General features: G+C 67.9%; 7 protein-coding genes. All 7 read left to right on the top strand.

Annotated features, from left to right (window positions below; all coding sequences use genetic code 11):
• Nucleotides 1-4: 4 nt before the first annotated feature.
• The 7 genes from B9N93_RS21615 to B9N93_RS21585 all read left to right on the top strand — a co-directional run bounded on the left by B9N93_RS21615 (nt 5) and on the right by B9N93_RS21585 (nt 24,348).
• A complete protein-coding gene (locus tag B9N93_RS21615) occupies nt 5-13,042 on the top strand; it encodes a non-ribosomal peptide synthetase (RefSeq protein ID WP_085216498.1) in 13,038 nt (4,345 codons plus the stop codon).
• Entirely contained in the window at nt 13,032-14,429 is a 1,398-nt protein-coding gene (locus tag B9N93_RS21610) for an efflux transporter outer membrane subunit (protein ID WP_085216497.1), read from the top strand. The genes B9N93_RS21615 and B9N93_RS21610 overlap by 11 nt, the downstream gene beginning before the upstream one ends.
• A complete protein-coding gene (locus B9N93_RS21605; protein ID WP_085216496.1) occupies nt 14,426-15,583 on the top strand; it encodes an efflux RND transporter periplasmic adaptor subunit in 1,158 nt (385 codons plus the stop codon). Before B9N93_RS21610 ends, B9N93_RS21605 begins: the two co-directional genes overlap by 4 nt.
• Nucleotides 15,580-18,675 carry an efflux RND transporter permease subunit gene (locus B9N93_RS21600; protein WP_085216495.1) on the top strand — a complete coding sequence of 1,032 codons (3,096 nt, stop codon included), beginning with the start codon at nt 15,580-15,582 and terminating at the stop codon, nt 18,673-18,675. Before B9N93_RS21605 ends, B9N93_RS21600 begins: the two co-directional genes overlap by 4 nt.
• Nucleotides 18,676-18,911: 236 nt before the next feature.
• Nucleotides 18,912-19,772, top strand: a complete 861-nt coding sequence (locus tag B9N93_RS21595) for a hypothetical protein (protein WP_085216494.1) — start codon at nt 18,912-18,914, stop codon at nt 19,770-19,772.
• 539 nt (nt 19,773-20,311) lie between these two features.
• Nucleotides 20,312-23,050: a PAS domain-containing hybrid sensor histidine kinase/response regulator gene (locus B9N93_RS26740; protein ID WP_085216493.1), complete on the top strand. Its 2,739-nt coding sequence runs from the start codon at nt 20,312-20,314 to the stop codon at nt 23,048-23,050.
• A gap of 44 nt (nt 23,051-23,094) precedes the next feature.
• On the top strand, nt 23,095-24,348 hold the full coding sequence (locus tag B9N93_RS21585) for a glycosyltransferase family 4 protein (protein ID WP_085216492.1): 1,254 nt from the start codon (nt 23,095-23,097) through the stop codon (nt 24,346-24,348).
• Nucleotides 24,349-24,360: the final 12 nt, after the last annotated feature.

Genomic DNA, 24,360 nt, shown 5'->3' with positions numbered 1-24,360 from the left:
CCGCATGAACCCACCCCATCTGCCACTGGACAATCTTTCCGCCGCCCAACGCAAGGCGCTGCTCTTATTGTTGAAACGCCGGGGCGGCGATGCTTTCCTCAAGCTGCCCATCGCCCGCGTCCGCCGCGACGAGCCGCTGCCGCTGTCCCACGGCCAGCAGCGCTTGTGGTTCCTCGCCCAACTAGAACCCGAAAGCAGCGCCTACCACCTCGCCGACGCGGTGTACCTGCGCGGCCCGGTGGACGCAACCGCCCTGGAAACAGCCCTGTCCGCCCTGGTCGCCCGCCACGAAAGCTTGAGGACCCGCTTCCCGGAACAGGATGGGGTGGCAGTACAACGCATCCATGCCGAACTGCGTGTGCCGCTGCGCCGGGTCGATCTGTCCGCCGAACCGGGCGACCGCAGAGCCACCGCCGCCGCCCTGGTGGACGACACCGCCGACCAGCCCTTCGACTTGGCGCAAGGCCCGTTGCTGCGGGCGCTTCTGGTCAAGCTGGCGGAAGACCTCTGGGTATTCGCCCTGGCCCTGCACCATATCGTCGCGGACGAATGGTCGCTGTCCTTGCTCATCGGCGAATTCGCCGAGCTTTACGCCGCCGCCCGTGAGGGCCGCGCCCCCCGCTTGCCGGAATTGCCGGTCCAATACGCGGATTACGCCGCTTGGCAACGCGATTGGCTGAACGCCGGGGCCATGGCGCGGCAATTGGCCTATTGGCGCGACCGGCTGGGCGATGAACATCCGGTCCTGGCATTGCCCCTAGACCGGCCCCGTCCCGCAGTCGCCAGCGACCGGGGCGCGACCCTGGCCTTCACCCTGCCGGACACCTTGGCCGCCGACCTCGCCCGGTTATGCCGGGCACAGGGCGCGAGCCTGTTCATGGGGCTGCTGGCGGTGTTCCAAGCGCTGCTCTACCGCCAGACCGGACAGGCCGACCTGCGGATCGGGGTGCCGGTCGCCAACCGCCACCGCCCGGAAATCCAGGGCGTGGTCGGCTTCTTCGTCAATACCCAGGTGTTGCGAACGGAGTTGGAGGGACGGCTGGGGTTCGCCGCGATCCTGGCGCGGGTGAAAGACGCCGCGCTCGGCGCCCAGGACCATCCCGACCTGCCGTTCGACCAGTTGGTGGAAGCCCTGCGCCCGGAGCGGAATTTGGGCCACAACCCGCTGTTCCAGGTCATGTACAACCATCGGCGGCTGGAAGCCGCGACCCGCGCCACCTTGGACGCCTTGGGCATCGCGCCTTTTCCGCGTGAGGACCGCACCACCCAGTTCGATTTGATCCTGGACACGGTGGAAACCGCCGACGGCCAGCTCTCGGGCCTTTGGACCTATGCCGCCGATTTATTCGAGCGGGGCACGGTCGAGCGCTTGGCCCGGCAATTCCAAACCTTGCTCGCCGCCTGGGTGGCCGAACCGGGTCGGCCCCTAGCCCAACTACCCCTGTGGACGGAAACAGAACGGGACAGGCTGGCCGTACCCAAGGCGACGGCGCAGGACCACGCCTACGCCACACCCCTGCACGAGTTGATCCGGCGGCGGGCCGAGCAATGGCCCGCTGCCCTGGCCCTGGTGGCGGGCGAAACCCATCTGAGCTATGGCGAATTGGAAGCCCGCGCCCGGCGTTTAGCCCACCGTTTGATCCAACTGGGCGCGGGACCGGAAACGCCGGTGGGCGTGGCGGTCGGGCGCGGGGTCGAAAGGGTCGTCTGCGCCCTGGCGGTGCTGAAGGCGGGCGGCGTGTATCTGCCGCTGGACCCGGACGCGCCGCCAGAACGGTTACGCGCCATCCTGGTGGATGCGCGGGTCGGCGTGCTGGTCTTGGAACGGGATTCGATGGGCTTGGCCGGGTTATCCGGTGGGCCTGGGTATAGACCCACCCTACGCTTGGATGACGATGTGTTTTCCTCCGACCTACCGCCTCAGGACGCTAGCCTTCCCCCCGTCCATCCCGAGCAACTGGCCTACGTCATCCATACCTCCGGTTCCACCGGGCAACCCAAGGGCGTGGCGGTTTCCCATCGCGCCCTGGCGCTGCATTGCTTGGCGATGGGCGAACTCTTCGGGATGCGGGAGGACGACCGTTGCTTGCATTTCGCGGCCTCGGTGTTCGACGCGGCCTTGGAACAATGGGCCGTGCCCTTGTTGCACGGAGCCGCCGTGGTGATCGGCGCTCCTTCGCTGTGGAGCGTGGAGCAAACCCTGGACCAGATCGCCGCGCTGGGCATCACCCGCATCGACCTGCCCCCGGCCTATCTCGCCGAACTGGCGACGCGGGCGGAACTAGGCCGGACGCCAATCCTGCGTAGCGTCACGGCGGGCGGCGAGGCATTACCCCGCGCCACTTGGGAGCGGGTCCGAGACCGGCTGCGCCCGGAATGCATCATCAACGCCTACGGTCCCACCGAAACCGTCATCACGCCCCTGGCCTGGACCGCCCCACCCGGCGTGGAATGTCCCACGCCCTACGCGCCGATAGGGCGGGTGGTGGGCGGGCGCACCGCCTGGGTGCTGGACGCCGACCTCAATCCCTTGCCGGTGGGGGTGGCCGGGGAACTCTACATCGGCGGGACCGGGCTGGCGCGGGGTTATTTGCACCGGCCCGGTCCGACCGCCGAGCGCTTCGTGCCCGATCCCTTCGGCTTAGTGCCCGGCGGGCGTCTCTACCGCACCGGCGACCACGTCCGGCGGCGGGCCGACGGCACGGTCGAATACCTGGGGCGGCTGGACCGCCAGATCAAGCTACGCGGTTTCCGCATCGAACCGGGCGAAATCGAAAGCCTGTTGCGCCAGTACCCCGGCGTGGCCGAGGCGGCGGTGCTGGCGCGGGAAGGCGGGGCGGGGAAAATCCTGGTGGCCTATGTCGCGGGCACGTCGGAAATCCCGTCGCCGGACGCACTGACGCAATATCTGGCCCAGCGCCTGCCCGGCTATATGGTGCCATCGCGGATCGGGGTCTTGGACCGGCTGCCCCGGACTTCCGGCGGCAAGCTGGATATCAAAGCCCTGCCCGAACCGGAACGCCCGGACCGGCCCTATCTGGCCCCGCGCACCGAAACTGAACAACGGCTGGCGGACATCTGGCAAGACCTGCTGGGCGTGGCGCGGGTGGGGTTGGACGACAATTTCTTCGCGCTGGGCGGCGATTCCATCGTGTCCTTGCAGGTGGTGAGCCGGGCGCGGCAAGCCGGGATCGGCATCGGTCCCAAGGAGGTGTTCCGTCATCAGACCGTCGCGGCGCTGGCTGCGGCGGCGGGCCGCTTGGAAATGCGGACCGGGACGGCGGCCCCGGCCACGGGCGCGGTGCCCTTGACGCCGATCCAGCGGGAATTCTTCGCGACGCCCCTGCCCAACCGCCACCATTGGAACCAGTCGGTGCTGCTGGAAACCGGGCGGGCGTTGGATGCGGACACGCTGGAATCGGCCTTGCGCCGTTTGGTCGAGCATCACGACGCGCTGCGGCTGCGTTACCGGGAAGTCGATGGCGCATGGGAACAAAGCTACACCACCACCGATGCCACGGAATCGCTATGGCGGCGCGAAGCCGCCGACGCCCAGGAAATCGAGCGCATCGCCCAGGCGGCCCAGCGCAGTTTGAACCTGGAAACCGGACCCTTACTACGGGCGGTCTATATCGCCGGGGCCGATGGCGGGTATCGGCTGCTGCTGGTGGTCCATCATCTGGTGGTGGACGGGGTGTCCTGGCGCATCCTGCTGGAAGACCTGCAAACCGCCTACGACCGGCCCGCCGAAGCGCTGCCCGCCCGGACCGGTTCTTTCAAAGCCTGGGCGGAACATCTGCGTCACCATGCCGCCAGCGAACCGCTGCGGACGGAATTGGAATACTGGTCGGGTTTGGCCACCGGGGCCGACGGCCTCGGGGCAGAATCGGTGCCCGGCTTTGTCCGCGATGCCACCACGCTGACGCTAGCGCTGGACCCAGGCGCTACCCGCGATTTGTTGCAAGAAGCCGCCACCGCCTACCGGGCGCGGGTCGATGAACTGCTGTTGACGGTGTTGGCGCGGGTTTGGTGCCGCCGGTTTGGGCAGGACAGCGTACTGGTGGCATTGGAAAGCCATGGCCGCGAAGACCTGCCCGGCGGCCCGGATATCAGCCGCACCGTGGGCTGGTTCACCAGCGCCTATCCGGTCCTCCTGGCTCCTGCCGAGGATTGGGACGGCTCGGTCCGCGCCATCAAGGAGACCCTGCGCCAAGTCCCACGCCGGGGCATTGGCTATGGCCTGCTCAAATACCAGGGCGATGCCGCAGCCCGCGCCACCCTGGGGAACCTGCCCAGGCCCGGCATCGGTTTCAATTACCTGGGCCAGTTCGACCGGGATTTCGGTGGCGACGCCCTGTTCCGGCCCGCCCGCGAAAGCCGGGGCGACGAACAAGACCTCGACGCACCGCTGACCTATGGCCTGGACATCAACGGCCAGGTCTACGGCGGCGAACTCGCGCTGAACTGGACCTACAGCCGCGCCCACCACGACACGGCCACGGTCGAAGCCTTGATGGCGGAATTCCGGGCCGAACTCCTGGCCCTGATCGAGCGCCGTGGCGTGGCCCAGAGCCTCGCGCCCTCGGATTTCCCGTTGGCCCGCTTGAGCCGGGAACAACTGGATGCCTTGCCGATTCCGGCGGCGGATATCGCCGATATTTATCCGCCCACTCCCATGCAGCAGGGGATGTTGTTCCACGCCCTTTACGAACCGGGAGGAAATGCCTATGTCACCCAGTTCGATGTGGCGGTGGCAGGGCTGGACCCCCAGCGGTTCCAGGCCGCCTGGGAAGCCGCGATGCGGCGGCACCCGATCTTGCGTACTGGCTTCCATTGGCGGGAAGACGCCCCGCTGCAAATCGTCCGGCGGGCGCTGGCATTGCCGCTGGAAACACTCGATTGGCGCGGCGGTGATACGGAGCAAACCCGTCTCGACGCGCTCTGTCGGGCGGAATCGGAACGCGGTTTCGTGCTAGCGCAGCCGCCCTTGTTCCGCCTAACCCTGGTCCGGCTGGACGCAACCCGCCATCACCTGATTTGGACCTGCCATCACCTATTGTTGGACGGCTGGAGCAGCGCCCGGCTGCTGGCCGAAGTCTTGGGCCATTACCGGGGACAGCCGGTCGCCGCGCCGGTGGCCGATTACCGCGAGTACATCGCTTGGCTGCAACGGCGCGATACCGAGGCCGACCGGCGCTATTGGCGGGAATGCCTGGAACCGCTGCGCCAACCTACCCGCCTCGCCGAGGGATTGCCGGTCCACCCGCTGGGCACCGGCCACGGGTGGTTGCCGCTGCGCTTCGAGCCTGCCGCGACCCGCCGCCTGCAACAGCTCGCCCAAACCCGGCAACTCACCCTCAATACCCTGGTCCAGGGCGCTTGGGCCTTGCTGTTGCGGCGCTATACCGGCCAGGCCGTGGTGGCGTTCGGGGCCACGCTCTCGGGACGACCCGCCGACCTGCCGGGTGCCGAGGATATGGTGGGCCTGTTCATCAACACGCTGCCGGTGGTGCAAAGGCCCGCCCCCGGACGGCTCGCGGGCGAATGGCTGGATGCTTTACAACGCGACAACCTGGAACTGCGCGAGCATAGCGCTACGCCGCTGTACGACGTGCAACGCTGGTGGCGGGAGTTAGCGGAAGACGATACGGTCCAGGCCACCGGCCCGCTGTTCGATAGCTTGCTGGTGTTCGAAAACTACCCGGTGGACCGGGCTTTGCGGGAGGGCGGCGGCAATTTGCACTTCGGGCCAGGCCGCCACGCGGAATCCACCACCTATCCCTTGACCCTGGCGATACAGTCCGGCGAAACCCTGGATATCGTGTTCGATTACGCACGGGAACAGTTCGATGCGGCGACCGTGGCGGGCTTGCGGGCGCATTTCGAGCGGCTGTTATGGCATTTGGCGGAACAGCCGGAACGGCGGCTGGGCCAGCTCGCCATGCTCGGGGAAGATGAAACCGCCCGGTTCGCGGCTTGGAACACCTGGGCGCGGACCTGGCCTGTGGTGCCGTTGCATGAATTGATCCGGCGGCAAGCCGAAACCCGGCCCGATGCGTTGGCCGTGGTGTCCGGCGACACGCGGCTCACCTACGGCGAATTGGAACGCCGCGCCAACCGGCTGGCCCATCGCCTGATCGGGCGGAGCGCGGGACCGGAACGGGTGGTCGGGCTGGCCTTGCCGCGCTCGGCGGAGATGATCGTGGCGATGCTGGCGACGCTCAAATCCGGCGCGGCCTTCCTGCCGCTGGACCCGGACGCGCCTTGCGAGCGGCGGGCGCGGTTGTTGGACGATGCGGGCGTCGGCGTCCTGGTGGTCGGCGAAGGGCCAGAAGGCGATGCCGGGCCTGGGGACCGGACAACCCTGCGGATCGACGAGGATTGTTCCGGCGCACCGGACACACCGCCGCCGGTCGTTATCCATCCCGGCCATTTGGCCTATCTCATCCATACCTCCGGGTCCACCGGCACGCCCAAGGCCGTGGCGGTGCCGCACGGCGCTTTGAGTCGGCATCTCCAAGCGGCGGGGGCGTTGTACGGATTGGAACCGCCAGACCGCGCCCTGCATTTCGCCGCGTTCAGCTTCGATGCCGCCGTGGAGCAATGGGCCGCGCCCCTGGCCCATGGCGCGGGGCTGGTCTTGGGCCAACCCGGCTGGACCGGCGAAGATACCGCCGCCGTGGTCGAGCGGGAAGGCGTGACGGTCATCTATCCACCCACGCCGCACCTGCTACATCTGGCCGACGCGCTCGCGGGACGGAGCGGGGCAACGGGCCTCCGCATCTGCACCGTGGGCGGGGAGGCCGTGGCCCGCGACAGCCTGGACCGCATCCGCCGCGGGTTACGGCCCGCATGGGTCGTCAACGGCTATGGTCCCACCGAAACCGTGATCACGCCCCTGGCCTGGAAAGCCGGGCCGGACACGCCCTGTGCCAGCGCCTACGCGCCCATCGGCCAGGCTTTGGGCGAACGCACGCTCCATGTGCTGGATGCCGATTGGGAGCCGGTGCCCTTGGGGGTGGCGGGCGAGCTTTATATCGGCGGGCCTTGCTTGGCGCGGGGTTATTTCGACCGGCCCGGACCGACCGCCGAGCGTTTCATCCCCGATCCCTGGGGCGAACCGGGCAGCCGCCTCTACCGCACCGGCGACCGCGTGCGCCAACTCGCCGACGGCACGGTGGAGTATCTGGGCCGGACCGACCAACAGATCAAACTGCGCGGCTACCGCATCGAGCCGGGCGAGATCGAGGCGGCGCTGCTGAATCTGCCCGGCGTGCGCGAGGCCGTGGTGGTGTTGCGGGAAGACCGGGGCGGGCGTTATTTGGCGGGCTATGTCGGCGCGGACGGGCGGATCACCGCCAACGCGCTGCGCACCGCGCTGGCGGCACGGCTCCCGGAATATATGGTGCCCGCGGCGCTGAGGGTGCTGGACGCCTTGCCGCGCACCGCGCACGGCAAGGTGGACCGCCAGCGCCTCCCATTGCCGGAACCCGCCGCGCCACGGCCAACCACCGCTCCCCGCACCGATATCGAGCGGCGCTTGCTGGCGATCTGGCGCGACTTACTGGGCCGGGACGATATCGGCGTCACCGATAATTTCTTCGAGCTGGGCGGCGATTCGATCCTGTCAATCCAGGCGGCGAGCCGGGCGCGGCGGGCCGGGTTGGCGTTCACGCCCAAGGATTTGTTCGGACAGCAGACCATCGAGCGGCTGGCGCGGGTGGTCCGTACCGCCGCCCCGTCGGTTATCGCCCAAGGTCCGGCCAGCGGCACCGTGCCGCTGATCCCCATCCAGGCGGAATTCTTCGCCCGGGATATCCCCAACCGCCAGCACTGGAACCAAGCCGTGCTGTTGATCCCCCGCGCCCCGCTGGACCCCGCAAGCTTGGAAACCGCCCTGCGGCGCCTGCTCGAACAGCACGATGCTTTGAGGCTGCGCTACCGGCACGGGGCGGAAGGCTGGCGCCAAAGCTATGCGGACAAAGCGGAACCGGAATGGCTCTGGCACCGCGCCGCGACCGATACCGCCGGGATCGAAGCCATCGCCGCCGAGGCCCAGCGTAGTCTGGACCTGGAACGCGGCCCGCTGTTGCGGGCGGTCCATATCCGCCTGACCGAGGGCGGGGAACGGCTGCTCTTGGTCGTCCATCATCTGGTGGTGGATGGCGTGTCCTGGCGCATCTTGCTAGAGGATTTACAGGCCATCCATGCCCAACCCGGCCAGCCCTTGCCGCCCAAGACCAGCGCTTTCCAGGATTGGGCGCGCCATCTCGCAGAGTATGCCCAGGGCAATGCCCTGCGATCCGAATGCGCCTATTGGGAAACCCAACTGGCCGGGATGGACCCCGCTTGGCCTTGCGATCATCCCGAAGCTCCGGCCCGCAACCGCGATGCCGCCGTCCTGCGCCTGCGCTTGGACCCCGAGGAAACCCGGCGCTTGCTGCACCACGCCGGATCGACCTACCGCACCTCGGTGCAAGACCTGCTATTGGCAGCGCTGGCCCGGACCTTGTCACGCTGGACCGGCCAGCCGGAAATCCTGGTCGAATTGGAAGGCCATGGCCGCGAAGACCTGTTCCCGGCACTCGACCTGACCCGCACCGTGGGCTGGTTCACCACCACCTACCCGGTGACGCTCGCCGCCGCCGCCGATCCCGGCGTTTGCCTCCGCGCGGTGAAGGAGCGGCTACGGCAGGTGCCGCACCATGGCATCGGCTTCGGACTGCTTAAATCCATGGCCCCCCCGGAACTCCGCCAGCGCATCGCCGCGCTGCCCCGACCCAAGCTCACCTTCAATTATCTCGGCCAGTTCGACGCCAGTTTCGACCCAGAGCGGGGCATGTTCGCCCCAGCCCCGGAAAATACCGGCGAAGAGCGCGACCCGATGGCCCCGCTGGGCAACGAATTCGAGATCAACGGCGAAATCTACGCGGGCGGATTGCGGCTGGATTGGGGCTATAGCCGGGCGCGTTACCGCGAGGACACGGTGCGGGGGCTGGCCGACGCCTATCTGGCCGAAATCCAAGCCCTGATCGATCATTGCCTGGGCGCGGTTCCCGGCGCGACGCCCGCGGATTTCCCGCTGGCCGGGCTGGGACAGGTCGAACTCGACGCCCTCCACCTGCCCTGGGGCGACATCGAAGACCTGTACCCGTTGGCCCCGATGCAACAGGGCATGTTGTTCCACACCCTGGCCCAGCCCGGCGCGGGGCTATACCTGACCCAGTGGGCGGCGGAAATCACAGGGCTGGACCCGGAACGTTTCAAGCAAGCCTGGCGGGACGCCCTAGACCGCCACGATATCCTGCGGACCGGCTTCCTATGGCGCGAGGCTTGGGCCGAACCCTTGCAGGCGGTATATCGGTCTCTGGCCTTGCCGGTGGAGGAACAGGATTGGCGGGATCGGGACGCCACGCCGGAAGTCCTGGCCCAACTCCGGGCCGATGAATTGCAACGTGGCTTCGACCTGGAACGCCCGCCCTTGCTGCGGCTGGTGTTGGCGCGGCTGGATGAACGGCGATATTACCTGGTGTGGACCGGCCATCATTTACTGCTGGACGGTTGGAGCCAATCCCAACTCATGGGCGAAGTCCTACGCGGACAAGGCGGCCTCGAAACCGGCCCACCACCCGCCGCCGGACGCTATCGGGATTACATCGCTTGGCTAGCGCGGCAGGACCGGGCGGCGGGTGAAAAATTCTGGCGCGGGCAACTGGCGGACCTGGAACAGCCCTGTTGGCTGGGCGCGGTCCCGCCCCGACCCGGAAACGGCGGCGGGCACGGCGTTTTGCGCCACAGCCTGGGCGCGGAGCGAACCCGCGCCCTGCGCGATTTCGCCGAACGCCAGCGCATCACCCTGAACACCCTGGCCCAAGGCGCTTGGGCCTTGCTGCTGTCCCGCCATAGCGGACGGCGGGCGGTGGCTTTCGGGTCCACCGTGTCCGGGCGTCCCGACGACCTGCCGGGGGTGGAAAACCTGTTGGGCCTGTTCATCAATACCTTGCCGGTGGTCCACGTCCTGGAACCGGCCCGTCCGGTGGGCGCTTGGCTGCGGGCGCTACAGGAACGCAATCTCGGCCTGCGCGAGCATGGGCATCTTCCCTTGTACGACATCCAGCGTTGGGCCGGGGGTGGATTCCGGTCCGGGGCGGGACAGGCTTTATTCGATACCTTGTTGGTGTTCGAGAATTATCCGGTCGATCCGGCCTTGCAAGCCTCCGGCTTGAAGCTGGGACAGGTCGCGCAGGACGACGCCACCCATTACCCTTTGACCGTGGATATCGCTGTGGACGGGGCGATGGAACTGGGCTACGACTACGACCGGGGGCGATTCCACGAAAAGGATATCCGGTCACTGGCCGCGCAGATGGAACGGCTGCTCTTGGCATTGGCGGAAGACGCCGACAGGCCGGTCGGGCGGCTGGGTTTGGCGGCAGCATCCGCGACGGGTTCCGCCGCGCTCCAAGCTTCCCATGAACCGGTCCATGTCTCCATCCAGCGGCAAGCGGCGACGCGGCCCGATGCCCCAGCCCTGGTTTTCGAGACCGGAAGCCTAAGTTATGGCGAGTTGGACAACCGCGCCAACCGCTTGGCCCGGCGCTTGATCCGGCTGGGCGTGGACGCGGAAATCCCGGTGGGCGTCCTGTTGGAACGCGGTGCCGATGCCATCGTCGCGGCCTTGGCGGTATGGAAGGCGGGCGGTGTGTATCTGCCGCTGGACCCGGCCTATCCACAGGAACGGCTGCGGGAGATGCTGGAAGACGCCGGCGCGGGGATTCTGGTGGAGTCCGCGGGCACGGCGGGATGCGTGGACGGTGGGCATGGGGATATGCCCACCCCAAGGCGGTTACGCTTGGATTGGGACGGCCTTGTTTCCGAATCGACGGAACCGCCCGCCGTCGCCATCCACCCGCAGCAAACGGCTTATCTCATCTATACCTCCGGTTCCACCGGCAAACCCAAGGGCGTGGCCGTGGCCCATGGCGCTTTCGCGGCGCATTGCCGGGCGATGGGCGCGTTGTACCGGCTGGCAACCGACGACCGGGTGTTGTTGTCGGCCTCGTTGTGCTTCGACGCGGCGCTGGACCAATGGGCCGTGCCTTTGGCCCACGGGGCGGCGGTGGTGCCGATGGGACCGGACACCTGGACCCCGGACCGTATCCTGCGGGAAAGCGCCGCCCAGGGGATCACCCGCCTCGACCTGTCCCCGGACTATCTGGCCGAACTGGCGGCAGAGGCCGACCCCGCCGCCGGTCCGCGGTGGCGCTCGATCACCGTGGGCGGCGAAGCCCTGCCCCGCGACACCTACATCGCCGCCCAACACGCATTGCGCCCGGAGCGGCTGGTCAACGCCTACGGTCCCACCGAGACCGTCGTCACCCCGCTGGCCTGGACGGCGCAACCGGACAGCGCTTGCCCGACCCGTTACGCCCCCATTGGCTTCCCGGTGGGCGGACGCATGGCCTATGTGCTGGACGCCGACCTCAATCCCTTGCCACCGGGCGTGGCCGGGGAGCTATACATCGGCGGCGCGGCACTGGCGCGGGGTTATTGGCGGCGGCCCGGTTGGACCGCCGAGCGCTTCGTGCCCGACCCTTTCGCGCCATCGCCCGGCGGACGGCTCTACCGCAGCGGCGACCGCGCCCGCCTTTTGGAAGATGGCGCGGTGGAATACCTGGGACGGCAAGACCTACAAGTCAAGATTCGCGGCCACCGCATCGAATTGGAGGACATCGAAGCCCGCCTGTCCGCGCATCCAGCGGTGGCGGAAGCGGCGGCGCGGGTGTGGGAAGGCGTGGGCGGGGCTTATCTAGCGGCCTATGTCGCGCCGGAAAACCGGGACTTGCCGGAAACGCTCAAGGCTTACCTGGGAGCCTCCCTGCCGGAATATATGATCCCGGCCCGTATTGTGGCCTTGCCCAAATTGCCGCGCCTGCCCAATGGCAAACCGGACCGCGCCAGCCTGCCGGAGCCGGAACGCGACGCCCCCGCCCTGGTGGCTCCTAGCACCGGGGCCGAGCAGCGCATGGCGGAACTCTGGCGGGACATCCTCGGATTGGAACAGGTCGGCATCACCGACGATTTCTTCGAGTTGGGCGGACATTCGCTCTTGGCCCTGCGCCTGGTCGGCCTCGCCGAACGGCGCATGGGCTTGAAGCTGACCCTGGCCCAGGTATTGCGCTTCCCGACGATTGCGGGCTTGTTGCGGCAGTCGTCCGACACCACGCCTTTAATCGCCCTGAATACGGCGAACCACGGGAACCCCCCCTTGTTCTGCATCCATCCGGCGGGTGGGGCGGTGTTCGGCTACCGGCCCTTGGCCCAAAGCTTGGCGCGGCCCGTGTATGGCGTCCTCTGTCCGGGATTCCTGGATAGCGCCTGGAATCCGCCCTCCCTGGCCGCGCAGGCGGAAGACTACGCCCGCCTCTTGCTGGAAGCCCAGCCGGAAGGCCGGTTCCATCTATTGGGCTGGTCCTTGGGCGGTGCCCTGGCACTGGACGTGGCCCACTTGCTGGAACGCGCCGGGCGCGAAGTGGCGTTCCTGGGACTGGTGGATAGCTACGCGCCGGGTTTCGACGAAGTGGGGCATACGCCGGAGCAAGCCGCCCTGGACGATCTGGGCGGCTTCCTGCGGGAGCATTGCCCCGGCATCCAGGCCGACGCTTGGCTGGCACGGCTGTCCGGCACGCGGATCGACGAGACCACCGTGCTGACCTTACTGGAAGAAATCGCGGCCACCCCAGCGGGCCAAGCCCTCCCGGACGCCGCCCAACTGGCGCGGAGCTTCGGAATTATGCAAAAGCTCAGCCTCCTGGCGCGGGAGTGGCGGGTCCGGCCCTTGCGGGTGGCTCCACATTGTTGGTGGTCGGACGCAGCCGGGGACAGGGCCGCCCTGGCCCAAGCCCGGCTGGAACAAGGCTGGGGCCGTCCGGCGCGGAACTCGGCCAGGGTCGCCGCCGACCATGCCGCCATCGTGCGGGCACCGGAATTCTTGGCGGATTTGCGGACGATCCTGGAAGCGGGCGGGCTGGATGCGGATTAAGTTCCGGTTCGCTATCCGCACCGCTGGCGGATTCTCCAAAACCCCGCTCATTTTGGCGCTGGGCCTGCTCGCCGCCTGCGCCACGCCCCCGGAACGCGACCCGGCCCGGACGGCCCACAGGGTCCCGGCCCGCTGGTCGAATCCGGCGGCGCTGGCGGGTGCGGTGCGGCCCTGGCTGCGTGCCTTCGCCTCCCCCGAGCTGGACGGCTTGGTCGGCACCGCCCTGGTCGGCAATTTCGACCTCAAGGCGGTGGCGGCGCGGGTGGCGCAAGCCCGCGCCCAGGTCCGCATCGCGGGCGCGGAGCGCTTGCCCCAGGTCGAACTCGCGCCCGGTTTCCAGCATCTAGGGCTGGTCGGCAATGGCGAAGTGGCGGGCAACTTCTGGGAACTGCCCTTCAACCTGTCTTGGGAACTGGACCTGTGGGGCCGTATCCGCTCGACCCGGCAAGCCGCCGAGTCCGAGGCGCTGGCGGCGGGTTCCGACCTGGAAGGCGCGGCGCTGTCCCTGGGCGCCCGCACGGTGCAAGCATGTTTCGAGCTGGCCGAAACCCGCCAGCAGGTGGGGGTGGTGGAGCAATCCATCGCCGAGCGGCAGGCGGTGGTCGAACTGGTGCGCGGGCGTTTCCAACTGGGCCTGGGCAGCGGGCTGGACCTCAGCCTCGCCGCCACCGACCTCAACGACGCCGAGGCGCAACTGGCCGAGGCCCGCGACCGCCAACAAGCCGCGGCGCGGCGCTTGGAAACCCTGCTGGGCCGCTATCCCGCCGCCGCCTTGCGCCACTGCGCCGACCTGCCGGAGTTGCCCGCCGCCCTGCCCGTCGGGCTGCCCGCCGAACTGCTGGCCCGCCGCCCCGACCTCAAGGCCGCTTTCGCCCGCCTGCGCGCCCTGGATTCCCGCCTCGACAGCGCCGAGAAAGCCCTGTTGCCCAGGGTGGCGCTGACCGCTGCCGGTGGCACTTTCGGGACCGCGCTGGGAGAACTGGTCGATCCCCGCGCCATTGGTTGGAATCTGGCGATGGGTTTGGCCCAGCCGCTGTTCACCGGGGGACGGCTGAGCGCCGAGATCGATCTGGCCGGTGCCCAAGTGGAAGAAGCCTTGCAGCTTTACCGCGAAGCCGCGCTGAACGCCTTCCGCGAGGTGGAGCAAGCCCTGGCCGCCGAGCGCTGGCTGTCGGAGCGCGAACACGCCCTGACCGCAACCCTGGCCCGCACCGAAACCAGCCGCAAGCTCGCCATCGATGCCTACCGCAACGGCACGGTGGAAATCCTGCCCCTGCTGGACAGCTACCGCAGCACCTTGAACGCCCGTAGCGCCCTGCTCTCGGCCCGGCGGCAACTGTTGCAGAACCGCGTCGGCCTGTACCTGGCCTTGGGAGGGGCGGCGTGAAGCTTTGGAAAATCCTGTTGCCGCTGGCGGTGCTGCTGGGCGGGATCGCCGCCGCCGCCGCCATCGTCGCCCATGGCCCGGCCCTGGAAGCCAAGCCATCCGCCAGCGCACCGCCAACGGTGCGCGTCCTGGTTGCCCAACCGGAAACCGTGCGGCTGGATGTCCACACCCAGGGCGTGGTCCAGGCCCGCACCGAGATCGATCTGGCCGCCGAGGTTTCCGGCAAGGTGGTGTGGGTCCATCCCGGCCTGGTGGTGGGCGGTTATTTCGAGGCGGGGGAAGTCCTGTTGTCCATCGATCCCCGCGACTATGACAACGCCATCATCAAGGCCCAGGCGCGGATGGCCGAGGCCCAGCGCGGCATCGCCCAGGAGCAAGCCGCCGTCCGCCAGGCCCAGGGCGAATGGAAGGTGCTGGGCGAAGGCCAGCCCACGCCCCTGGCCCTGCACGAGCCGCAAATGGCCGAGGCCCGCGCCCGCCTCAAGGAAGCCGAGGCCGAACTGGCCGACGCCCGTCTGCGGCGGGCGCGTTGCGATTTGCGGGCGCCCTTCGCCGGGCAGGTGCGGGAAAAGCGGGTGGGCATCGGCCAATCCCTGGCCGTCGGCGACAAGCTGGCACGGGTGTATTCGGTGGACGTGGCGGAAATCCGCCTGCCTTTGGCTCCCGACCAACTCGCCTATCTGGACCTGCCGGAGAACGGGCCGGGCCGCGCCCGCCGTCCCGGCCCCAAGGTCGTCCTCAGCACCCGCAATGGCGGCGAGGTCCAGCGCTGGGAAGGCGAAATCATCCGCACCGAGGGCGTGATGGAAGAAGGCACCGGCGTGCTGTTCGCGGTGGCCGCGGTGCGCGATCCCTACGGCTATGCCGGGCGCGGCGGCGGACGCCCACCGCTGCGGATCGGCCAGTTCGTGCAGGCCGAAATCGAAGGCCGGGCGCGGGCGGATGTGTACGCCTTACCGCAGGGCGTCCTCAATGCCGCGCAGGAAGCGCTACTGGTGGATGCCGCCGACCGCCTGCGCGTGCGCCGCCTGGAAGTGCTGCGTAGCGAACCGGAACGGGTGCTGGTCCGGGGCGGCTTGACGGCGGGCGAGCGGGTGGTGGTGTCGGGGGTGGAAGTGCCGGTGGCAGGGATGGCGGTGCAGGTGGAGCCATGAAGCTCATCCCCTGGTTCGCCGCCAACCCGGTGGCCGCGAACCTCCTGATGCTGCTGATCTGGCTGGGCGGCGGATTCGGCCTCACGACCCTGGAGCGGGAGGTCTATCCCCGCTTCAGCCCGCACCAGTTCGAAGTCGAGGCCAGCTATCCGGGGGCCGGTCCCGAGGAAGTGGAAGCGGCGGTCTGCGTGCCGCTCGAAGAGGGCATCCATGATGTGTCCGGCATCAAGCGCTTAGTCACCACGGTGTTCGAGGGCAGTTGCCAAATCCGGGTCGAGGTGCTGCCGGACCATAACCGCGAGGCGCTGATGAGCGCGGTCCAGGCCAGGGTCCAGTCCATTCCCGGCCTGCCGCGCTCGTTGGAACGGATCGAAGTCCGGGAATCGACCCGCGACGACGACAACGGGGTGATCTGGGTGGCTTTGTACGGCCCGGTCGATCCCCTGGCGCTCAAACGCTATGGCGAGCGCATCCGGGCCGATCTCGCGGCCCTGCCCGGCGTGTCCAAGACCGTGGATTACGGCAGGATGGCCTATGAAATCGCCGTCTTGGCCCAGCCCGACAAGCTGTTGCAATACGGTCTTTCGCCACGGGAGCTGGCCGAGGCGGTACGGCAATCTTCCCTGGATTTGGCGGGCGGCGCGGTGCGGACCCCGGCGGGCGAATTGCTGCTGCGGGTCAAGGGCCGGGCCGAGCGGGCCGAAGCCCTGGGCGAATTGGTGTTGCGGACCCGCCCGGACGGCGGGCGGGTGCTGCTCAAGGACGTGGCCGAGGTCCGCGACGGCCTGGACGAACGCTGGTTCCAATGGCGACACGACGGCCAACCGGCCCAGGGCTGGGAAATCCACGCCGGGGGCGATGCCATCGAGGTGGCGCGGCGGGTCAAGGACTATGTGGCGCGGCAAGCCGGGCAACTGCCCGAGGGGTTGCACCTCAAGACCTGGTGGGACGATTCCGAAGCCTACGAGGAGCGGGTGCGGACCCTGGTGGAAGACGGGGTGAGCGGCTTCCTGCTGGTGTGCTTGGTGTTGACCCTGTTCTTGCGGCTGCGGGTCGCGGTCTGGGCCGGGCTGGGCATCCTGACCTCGGTGCTGGGCGCGTTGTGGTTCATGCCGGTGTTGGATGTCTCGCTCAACATGTTGTCGCTGTTCGGCTTCCTGCTGGCGATGGGGATATTGGTGGACGACGCCATCATCATCGGCGAGAGCGTCCATGCCGAGCAGGCGACCGGGAAACTCGCCCCGCTGGACGCCGCGATCCAGGGGGCGCGTTCCGTGGCCTTGCCGGTGACGCTGTCGGTCTTGATCGCCCTGGTGGCCTTTCTCCCAGGACTGTTCCTGCCGGGTTGGGGTGGGCAGATGATGCGGCCCATCTGTCTGGTGATGATCCTGACCTTGGTGTTTTCCCTGGCCGAAGCCCTGTTCATCCTGCCCGCCCATTTGGCCGCGACCCCAAGCGGGGCCACCCGGCCCGGTCGGGTGGAGCGCTGGCGGGCCGGGCTCAACCGCAGGCTGGACCGCTTCGTCGCAAGCTTTTACACCCCGTTCCTGGCGCGGGCCATCGCTTGGCGCTATCTGGCCTTGGCGCTGTTCATCGTCCTGCCCTTGCTGAGCGCCGCCCTGGTGGCGGGCGGCTATCTGCGCCTGTCGCTCAGCCCGGATGTCACCAAGGATTCATTCTGGGTACGCCTGACCGTGCCGCCCGGTGCGCCGCCGGACGGTATCCGCCGGGCGGCGGCGCGGGTGGAACAGGCTTTGTTCGACTACCGCGATGAATTGGAGCGGGCGGAAGGACTCTCCGTCCTGGTCGGCCAGGAAACCATGATCTGGGAACAGGAGGCCGGATTGTGGCTGGAACTCTCGCCGGCGGCGCGGCAACGGCTGGGGGTCGAGGATTTCGTGCGGGAATGGCGGCGGCGCATCGGCGACCTGGGGCAGGCGCGGATCGATTTCATCTACCGCGAAGGCGATGTGCCCTACGACATCCAACTGGACCTGAGCGCCCCCGACCCCGCAGCCCTGACGGCGGGGGCCGAGGCATTGAAACAGCGACTCGCGGCCTATCCGGGGGTGTCCGATGTCATGGATTCCGCCGTGCCCGGCAAGCCGGAAGTCCGCCTCGTCTTGAAGCCGGAAGCCGAGCGGTTGGGGTTGCGTCTCGCCGATCTCGCCGAACAGGTCCGCGCCGCCTATTACGGCGAGGAAGCCCAGCGCCTGCGGCGGGGCCGCAACGAGGTCAAGGTGGTGGTGCGTTATCCGCCCGAGGCGCGGCGCTCGCTGGATGCCCTGCTGACCCTGCCGGTCCGGTTGCCGGCAGGAGGGCAAGCGCCCCTGTCGGCCTTGGCCGAGGTGTCGTTCGCGCCGGGCTACGCCCAGTTGAACCGCCGAGACCGGCGGCGCGTGTTGGAGGTGGTGGCGCGGGTGGACCCGCAACACGCCGACGCCAACGCCCTCTATGCCGAGTTGGAAAACACCGTGCTGCCCGAATTGTCGCGGCGCTACCCCGGACTCCGCGCCGAGATCGGCCAGGAACGGCGCGAACAGGAAACCATGTTGGCGGGACTCTGGCACAACGCCGGCATCGCGCTGGCGGTGATCTACGTCCTGATCGCCGCGACCTTCCGTTCCTACGCCCAGCCTTTGATCTTCCTGTTCGCCGTGCCGGTGGCCTGGAGCGGGGCGGTGCTGGCCCACGCCCTGGCCGGGCTGCCGCTGTCGATGGAATCCTTGGTCGGGATGATCGCGGCCAGCGGCGTGGTGGTGAACGATAGCCTGGTGCTGCTCGACCATATCGAGGCCGTGGGCGATAAGCCGGAGGCTGGAAACCCGCAACAAGAAGCGCCAAGCGGGCAGCGCCATGCCTCAAGCTTCGTCCAAGCCGCCTGCGCCGCCCGGTTCCGCCCGATCTTCCTGGCCTTCCTCACCAATTTCGCCGGTTTCCTCCCCACCTTGCTGGAAACCAGCGCCCAGGCCCAGTTCCTGGTACCCATGACTTTGTCGCTGGCGGCGGGCTTGCTGTTCGGCATGGCCGCCAGCCTGGTGTTGACCCCGGTGGCCTATGCCATCCTCCAGGATTTCCAGGGCAAACCGTAACACTCCGCCATCGTTCCCCCGACCATGGCACGGCCCTTTCTCGTTAACAATCCACACGCCATCCTTCCCCATTACGATTTTTCTTGCATCTCTCCCTGGATAGGTAGAGAATGATAATCGTTCTCATTTTTATAAATTAAAAAATGAGGCAAATCTTGGGAGTCGCGTAATTTCAATAAAGCAATCCCATCGACCGATCCCATTGGACTTCATCCTTCCTATAGAGGCATACGACGATGAAAAACAACTTCCTGCATCCAACGATCCGCGCAATGATCACGCTGGCCGCTGTCGCCGCCGCCGGAGCCGCCACCGCCGACCAACTCACCAAGTCGTTCGAAAACACCCGTACCATCAAGATCAACGACCTGTGCGCGGACCCATCGCTCGATAAGTGCGCCGGACTGGTCGATTTCTACCCCATCCGCGAAACCAACGTCATCATCCCGTCCAAAGCGGCTAGCCCCTATGGCAGCCTGATCAAGGTGCCCGCCAATGCCTTCCCGGCCGGCTTCAAGATCAAAGACATCAATGTCACCCTGAAAGGCGTGTCCCACACCAACCTGGACGATGTCGACGTCCTGCTGATCGCCCCGGATGGCCGCTATGTGATGGTGATGTCGAATGCCAATTCCTCGTCCGCCACCCCCAATTCGGTCCAAAACCTCACCTTCACCTTCGACGATTCCGCCGCGTTGCCCCTGCCCAACTCGAACCGCAACGACGGCACGCTGACCAGCAGCACGACCAGCGAACTCGCCGGGATCGTCTACGACGAGTGGGTCAATGTCTGGACCGACCCGGCCCCGCGCCGCTACAAACCGACCGACTACGACGCCACCAACCCGCTCAGCGTGGACGACATGGACTACTTCCCGGCCCCCACGCCCGCCGGCATGGTGACGCCCCGCACCGTGGTCGATACCTCGACCGCCGCGCTCGCCGTCCAGAAATTGGTGACTTCGGGTCCACAGCTCAGCACCTTCAACGGCGGGGTTCCGACCGGCGATTGGCATCTGTATGTGGTGGATGATTTCTTCTGGTACGACGGCTCGATCCTCGGCGGCTGGAGCCTCGAAATCACCGCCGGCACCTAAAAACGGAAGAGGGGGCCGGGGGCGCGAACCCGCCGGTCCCGGCAAGGTAGGGATTAAACGCCGTCCGGTTGCCTCGGTTGGAGAGGGGCAGCCGGGCGGCGTCTTCGTCAGGGAGGATGGGTGGGGATTACCGGATTTGGGCTTCCATTGGCGCGGCGGCCTGGATCAATGCGCACCCGCTGAAAATAACGCCTTTGCAGGCTGATTCCAGACGATCTTGGCCCCGGAGGAACGCGAGCGGGCCGCCTGCCGGGAAAATGGACGGCTCCCATAAACACCGCCTCGGTACGCCCAGTGGATGTTCCCACCGCGCCCGTTGCCTGGGAGCGGGTCTTCGGCGAAAGTATCCGTCACAGCCGCGACGCCCGCCCTTTGGCGTAAGATGGCAAGGCCGCGCCGGGTCATCCTCATGAACCCGCCACCCGGCCCCGGCTGAATATCACGATGCCTTTCGCCGTGAAACGGAGACCCTGGATGCCGATGCTCGAACCCACCCCGATATTATCCCGGCTTGGGCCGGTCCGCCGTGCCCATTGCTTATGACGGTGCCCAACACTTCCCATCGCGGCTTGATCGGACTCGATCAAGCCCAATTCGACGTTGTATTCCCCCACCATCTGGCCGTGGACGCCGAACTTCGCATCCTGCGGGCCGGCCCCGCGCTCGGAGCGCTGTGCCCGGACTTGGCGGAGGGCCTGCCCTGGGCGCGGATATTCGCCCCGGCGTGTCCCGATGATCCCCCCTTGGCGTTCGAGCGGCCTGTGGCCGCCGCGCCGATGCGCTGGCGGCACCTCCAGACCGGGCTGGAATTCGAGGGCCGGGTTTTGCCCACACAGGAACCCGCCGGATTGATCCTGCTATGGTCGCCCGCCGAACCGGACTCCAGGGTTGCCGCCGCCGTGGAACAGCGGTCCGAATCGCGGCAGGCCCGCCAAAGCTTGCGGCGACGGGACGAATATCTCGCCGCGACCGAGGCCCGCTTGCGCGACAAGGAGGCCGAGGCGCGACGGCTGGCCTGGGTCGCGGGCCTGACCGATAACGCCGTGGTGCTGACCGACGCCCAGGGCCGGGTGGAATGGGTGAACGAAGGCTTCACCCGGATCACCGGCTATACCCTGGCGGACATGCTGGGCAAAACGCCCGGCGCGGTGCTGCAAGGTCCGGGCACCGACCCGGAAACGGTCGAATACATGCGCGGCTGCCTGCGGCAGGAGCGGGGTTTCCAGGCCGAGCTGCTGAACTACCGCAAGGATGGCGGCGAATATTTCATCCATATCGCGGTGCATCCCATCCCCGATTCCGGCGGGCGGGTCGCCCAGTTCATGGCGATCCAGAGCGATATCACCGGGCGCAAGCGCTACGAACAACTGTTGGCGCGACAATCCACCCGCCTCAGTTCCCTGCTGAAAACCGCCAGCGACGGCATCCACCTGCTCGACGCGGAGGGCCGGTTGCACGAGGCCAGCGATTCGTTCATCAGGATGCTGGGCTATACCCGCGAACAGGCCGCCAACCTGCGGGTCGCCGACTGGGACGCCCATTTCACCCCGCATGAATTGCGGGCCCTGCTCCCTGAATTGATCGCCGGCGGTGGCCGGGTGTTCGAGACCCGGCACCGCCGCCGCGACGGCACGGTGTTCGATGTGGAAATCAGCACCATCGGTTTGGAACTGGAGGGGCAACCGTTCCTGTTCGCCTCCTCCCGCGATATCACCGAGCGCAAGCGCCACGAGCGGGAACTGGTGGAGGCCAAGCGCGAGGCCGAATCCGCCAGCCAGGCCAAGAGCGCCTTCCTCGCCACCATGAGCCATGAAATCCGCACGCCCATGAACGCGATCCTGGGCACCTTGGACCTCATGCGGGAATCGCCCCTCGACACCGAGCAAGCCCTGTGGGTCAAGACCGCCCACCAATCGGCCCTGGCGCTGCTGGCCGTGATCGAGGACGTGCTGGATTTCTCCAAGATCGAGGCCGGGAAGCTGGTCCTCCGCGATCTGGGCTTCGACCTCCGCGCCTTGCTGGACGAGGTCGTGCGGCTGTTCCAGGATCGCGCCCTGGCCAACCGCCTGGACCTATCCCTCCAGGTCGCCCCGGAGATTCCCCGCTATGTGCGCGGCGACCCGTTCCGGCTCCGGCAAATCCTGGTCAACCTGCTGGGCAACGCCGTGAAATTCACCGACCAGGGCCGGATCGATCTGGCCGTAGCCCTGGCCGGGTACGAGAAGGAGGCGGTCCGGCTGCGTTTCCAAGTCGAGGACACCGGCATCGGCATCGCCCCGGAGTTGCAAAAGCGCTTGTTCCAGGAATTCGTGCAGGTCGATTGCGGCCCGGCCCGCCGCCATCCCGGCACCGGCCTGGGGCTGGCGATCTGCAAGCGCCTGGCCGGGCTGATGGCCGGGGAAATCGGCGTGGACAGCGCTCCGGGCCGGGGCAGTGTGTTCTGGTTCACGGCGCGGCTCGGGATCAGCGGGTCCGAACCCAGCGCCGAGGACGCCCTGCCCCCCGCCGCCGCCCAGACCGACCGGCGCTTGCTGATCGCGGAGGACGGTGAAACCAACCGCCTCATCATGACCGCCCTGCTCGGCAAGGCCGGTTATATCGTGGCGACCGCCCAGGATGGGCGCGAAGCCTACCAAACCCTGTGCGAACGCGATTACGACCTGATCCTGATGGATGTGCAAATGCCGGTGATGGACGGTCTGGAGTCGGCGCGGGCGATCCGGGCCATGCCCGGTCCCAAGTCGCGCATCCCCATTATCGCCCTCACCGCCGATGCCTCCGCCGAGAGCCGGGAAGCCTGCCTTGCCGCCGGGATGAACGATTTCATCTCCAAGCCGGCCCGGCGCGACCGGCTGTTGGCGACCTTGGCCCGTTGGCTCCGGCCCACGGTCCCGGCCCCGGCGGCGATCCAGGCCACCCTGCCGCCGTTGCTGGACCGCGACATCCTGGAACTCCTGGTCCGCAACACCGACGCGGACACCATGAAAATGGCGGTGGATGCGTTCTTCGCCGGGATGGCTGTGCATGCGGAGCGGATCGAACTGGGGCGGCGGCGGGGCGCCTTGGACGTCCTGGAGCGGGAAGCCCATACCTTGAAGAGCGGGGCGCGGTTGATCGGGGCCGTGCGCCTGGCCGAAGCCCTGGCCGCCCTCGAAATCGCCTGCAAACGCGATATCGCCGAATCGGCCCCGGTGTTGGCGCAGGATTGCCTATCCTTGATCGCCGCAACCCACGAGCGCTACGTGGACGAAGGCATCATCCCACCTGCCGGGGCTTGAGGCGGTCCGGGCGGAACCACGGGACGTTTTATCGGGAGGACACCATGAGCGAGCATCCACGGCTGGCCTATTTGATCGGGCCATATCCGACCTTTTCCCGTCCCTCCGTGCTGGGGGAGATCGCCGAACTCCGCCATCTCGGTTTCACCATCGCGGTGGCGGCGCTGGACGGTCCCGATCCCGCCCCGGAAGGCCCGGACGCCGATGGGTGGGCCGGGGCCGGACCGGGACCGATCTGGTATCCCAGGCGGCGGGGCTGGATCGGCGCGGCCACCGCCCTGGCCGTCACCCTCGCCACCCGGCCCTTGGGATTCTGGCGCGGACTCGGACTGGCCCTGGGAATGGGGGGTTGCAATCCCAGGCGTGTCGCCAGGAACCTGGCCCACCTGGCCGGGGCCGCGCTGCTGGGGCGTTGGCTGCGGGCGGGGGGCTTCGACCATCTGCACGTGGATTGCGCCACCCCGGCGGCGACGGTGGGGCTGTTGACCCAGGCCATGTTCGGCGTGGGTTATTCCTTCACCGTCCATGGCCCGGATGAGTTCTACGACGCGCCCGGCCATGCCCTGGCCGAGAAAATCCAGGGAGCCGATTTCGTGATCTGCGTCAGCCACTATGCCCGCAGCCAAATGCAGCGGCTGTCCCCGCTGGCGCAATGGCCGAAATTCGAGGTTTGCCGCCTGGGTATCGATCCCGAGCGCTTCGCGCCGGTGGCGCGGCCCGCCCGGCCCGAGTCGTTCCGCTTGCTGTGCGTGGGGCGCTTGGTACCGGCCCAGGGCCAGGCCGTGTTGTTGGAGTCGGTGGCCGCGCTGCGGCAACGCGGCCACAACGTCCATCTGACCCTGGTCGGCGACGGTCCCGACCGCGCCGCCCTGGAAGCCTTGGCGGCGGAACTGCGCCTGCGGGAAGCGGTACGCTTCACGGGCGCGATTGGGCGGGATGCGGTGCTGGGTTTGTACGCACGGGCCGACGCCTGTGTGCTGCCGAGCTTCGCCGAGGGCTGGCCGGTGGTGTTGATGGAGGCCATGGCGACCGGCCTGCCCTGTGTCGCCAGCCGTATCGCCGGCCTGCCCGAGTTGATCGAAGACGGGGTGCAGGGCTTGCTGGTGGCGGCTTCCGACCGCGAGGGCCTGGCCGACGCCATCGAACGCTTGATCGGCGACCCCGGCTTGCGGGCCAACTTGGCGGAGGCGGGGCGGGCGCGGGTGTTGGCGGATTACGTCCTCAGGGTCAACAGCGCCCGCCTGGGAGCGGTCTTCCAGGCGCGGCTGGGACGGCCCGCCACTCCCGGCGAATCCTAGATGGCGCGATGG

This window comes from Methylomagnum ishizawai (genome assembly GCF_900155475.1).
GTDB lineage: Bacteria > Pseudomonadota > Gammaproteobacteria > Methylococcales > Methylococcaceae > Methylomagnum > Methylomagnum ishizawai_A.
The sequence above is the reverse complement of the archived record's forward strand: the minus strand, read 5'-3'. Positions and strand labels throughout refer to the sequence as shown.

Excerpts from the sequence above, each read along its gene's own strand:
- B9N93_RS21585 (WP_085216492.1), top strand. The coding sequence starts at position 23,095 with ATGAGCGAGCATCCACGGCTGGCCTATTTGATCGGGCCATATCCGACC.
- B9N93_RS26740 (WP_085216493.1), top strand. The coding sequence starts at position 20,312 with ATGACGGTGCCCAACACTTCCCATCGCGGCTTGATCGGACTCGATCAA.
- B9N93_RS21615 (WP_085216498.1), top strand. The coding sequence starts at position 5 with ATGAACCCACCCCATCTGCCACTGGACAATCTTTCCGCCGCCCAACGC.
- B9N93_RS21595 (WP_085216494.1), top strand. The coding sequence starts at position 18,912 with ATGAAAAACAACTTCCTGCATCCAACGATCCGCGCAATGATCACGCTG.
- B9N93_RS21610 (WP_085216497.1), top strand. The coding sequence starts at position 13,032 with ATGCGGATTAAGTTCCGGTTCGCTATCCGCACCGCTGGCGGATTCTCC.
- B9N93_RS21600 (WP_085216495.1), top strand. The coding sequence starts at position 15,580 with ATGAAGCTCATCCCCTGGTTCGCCGCCAACCCGGTGGCCGCGAACCTC.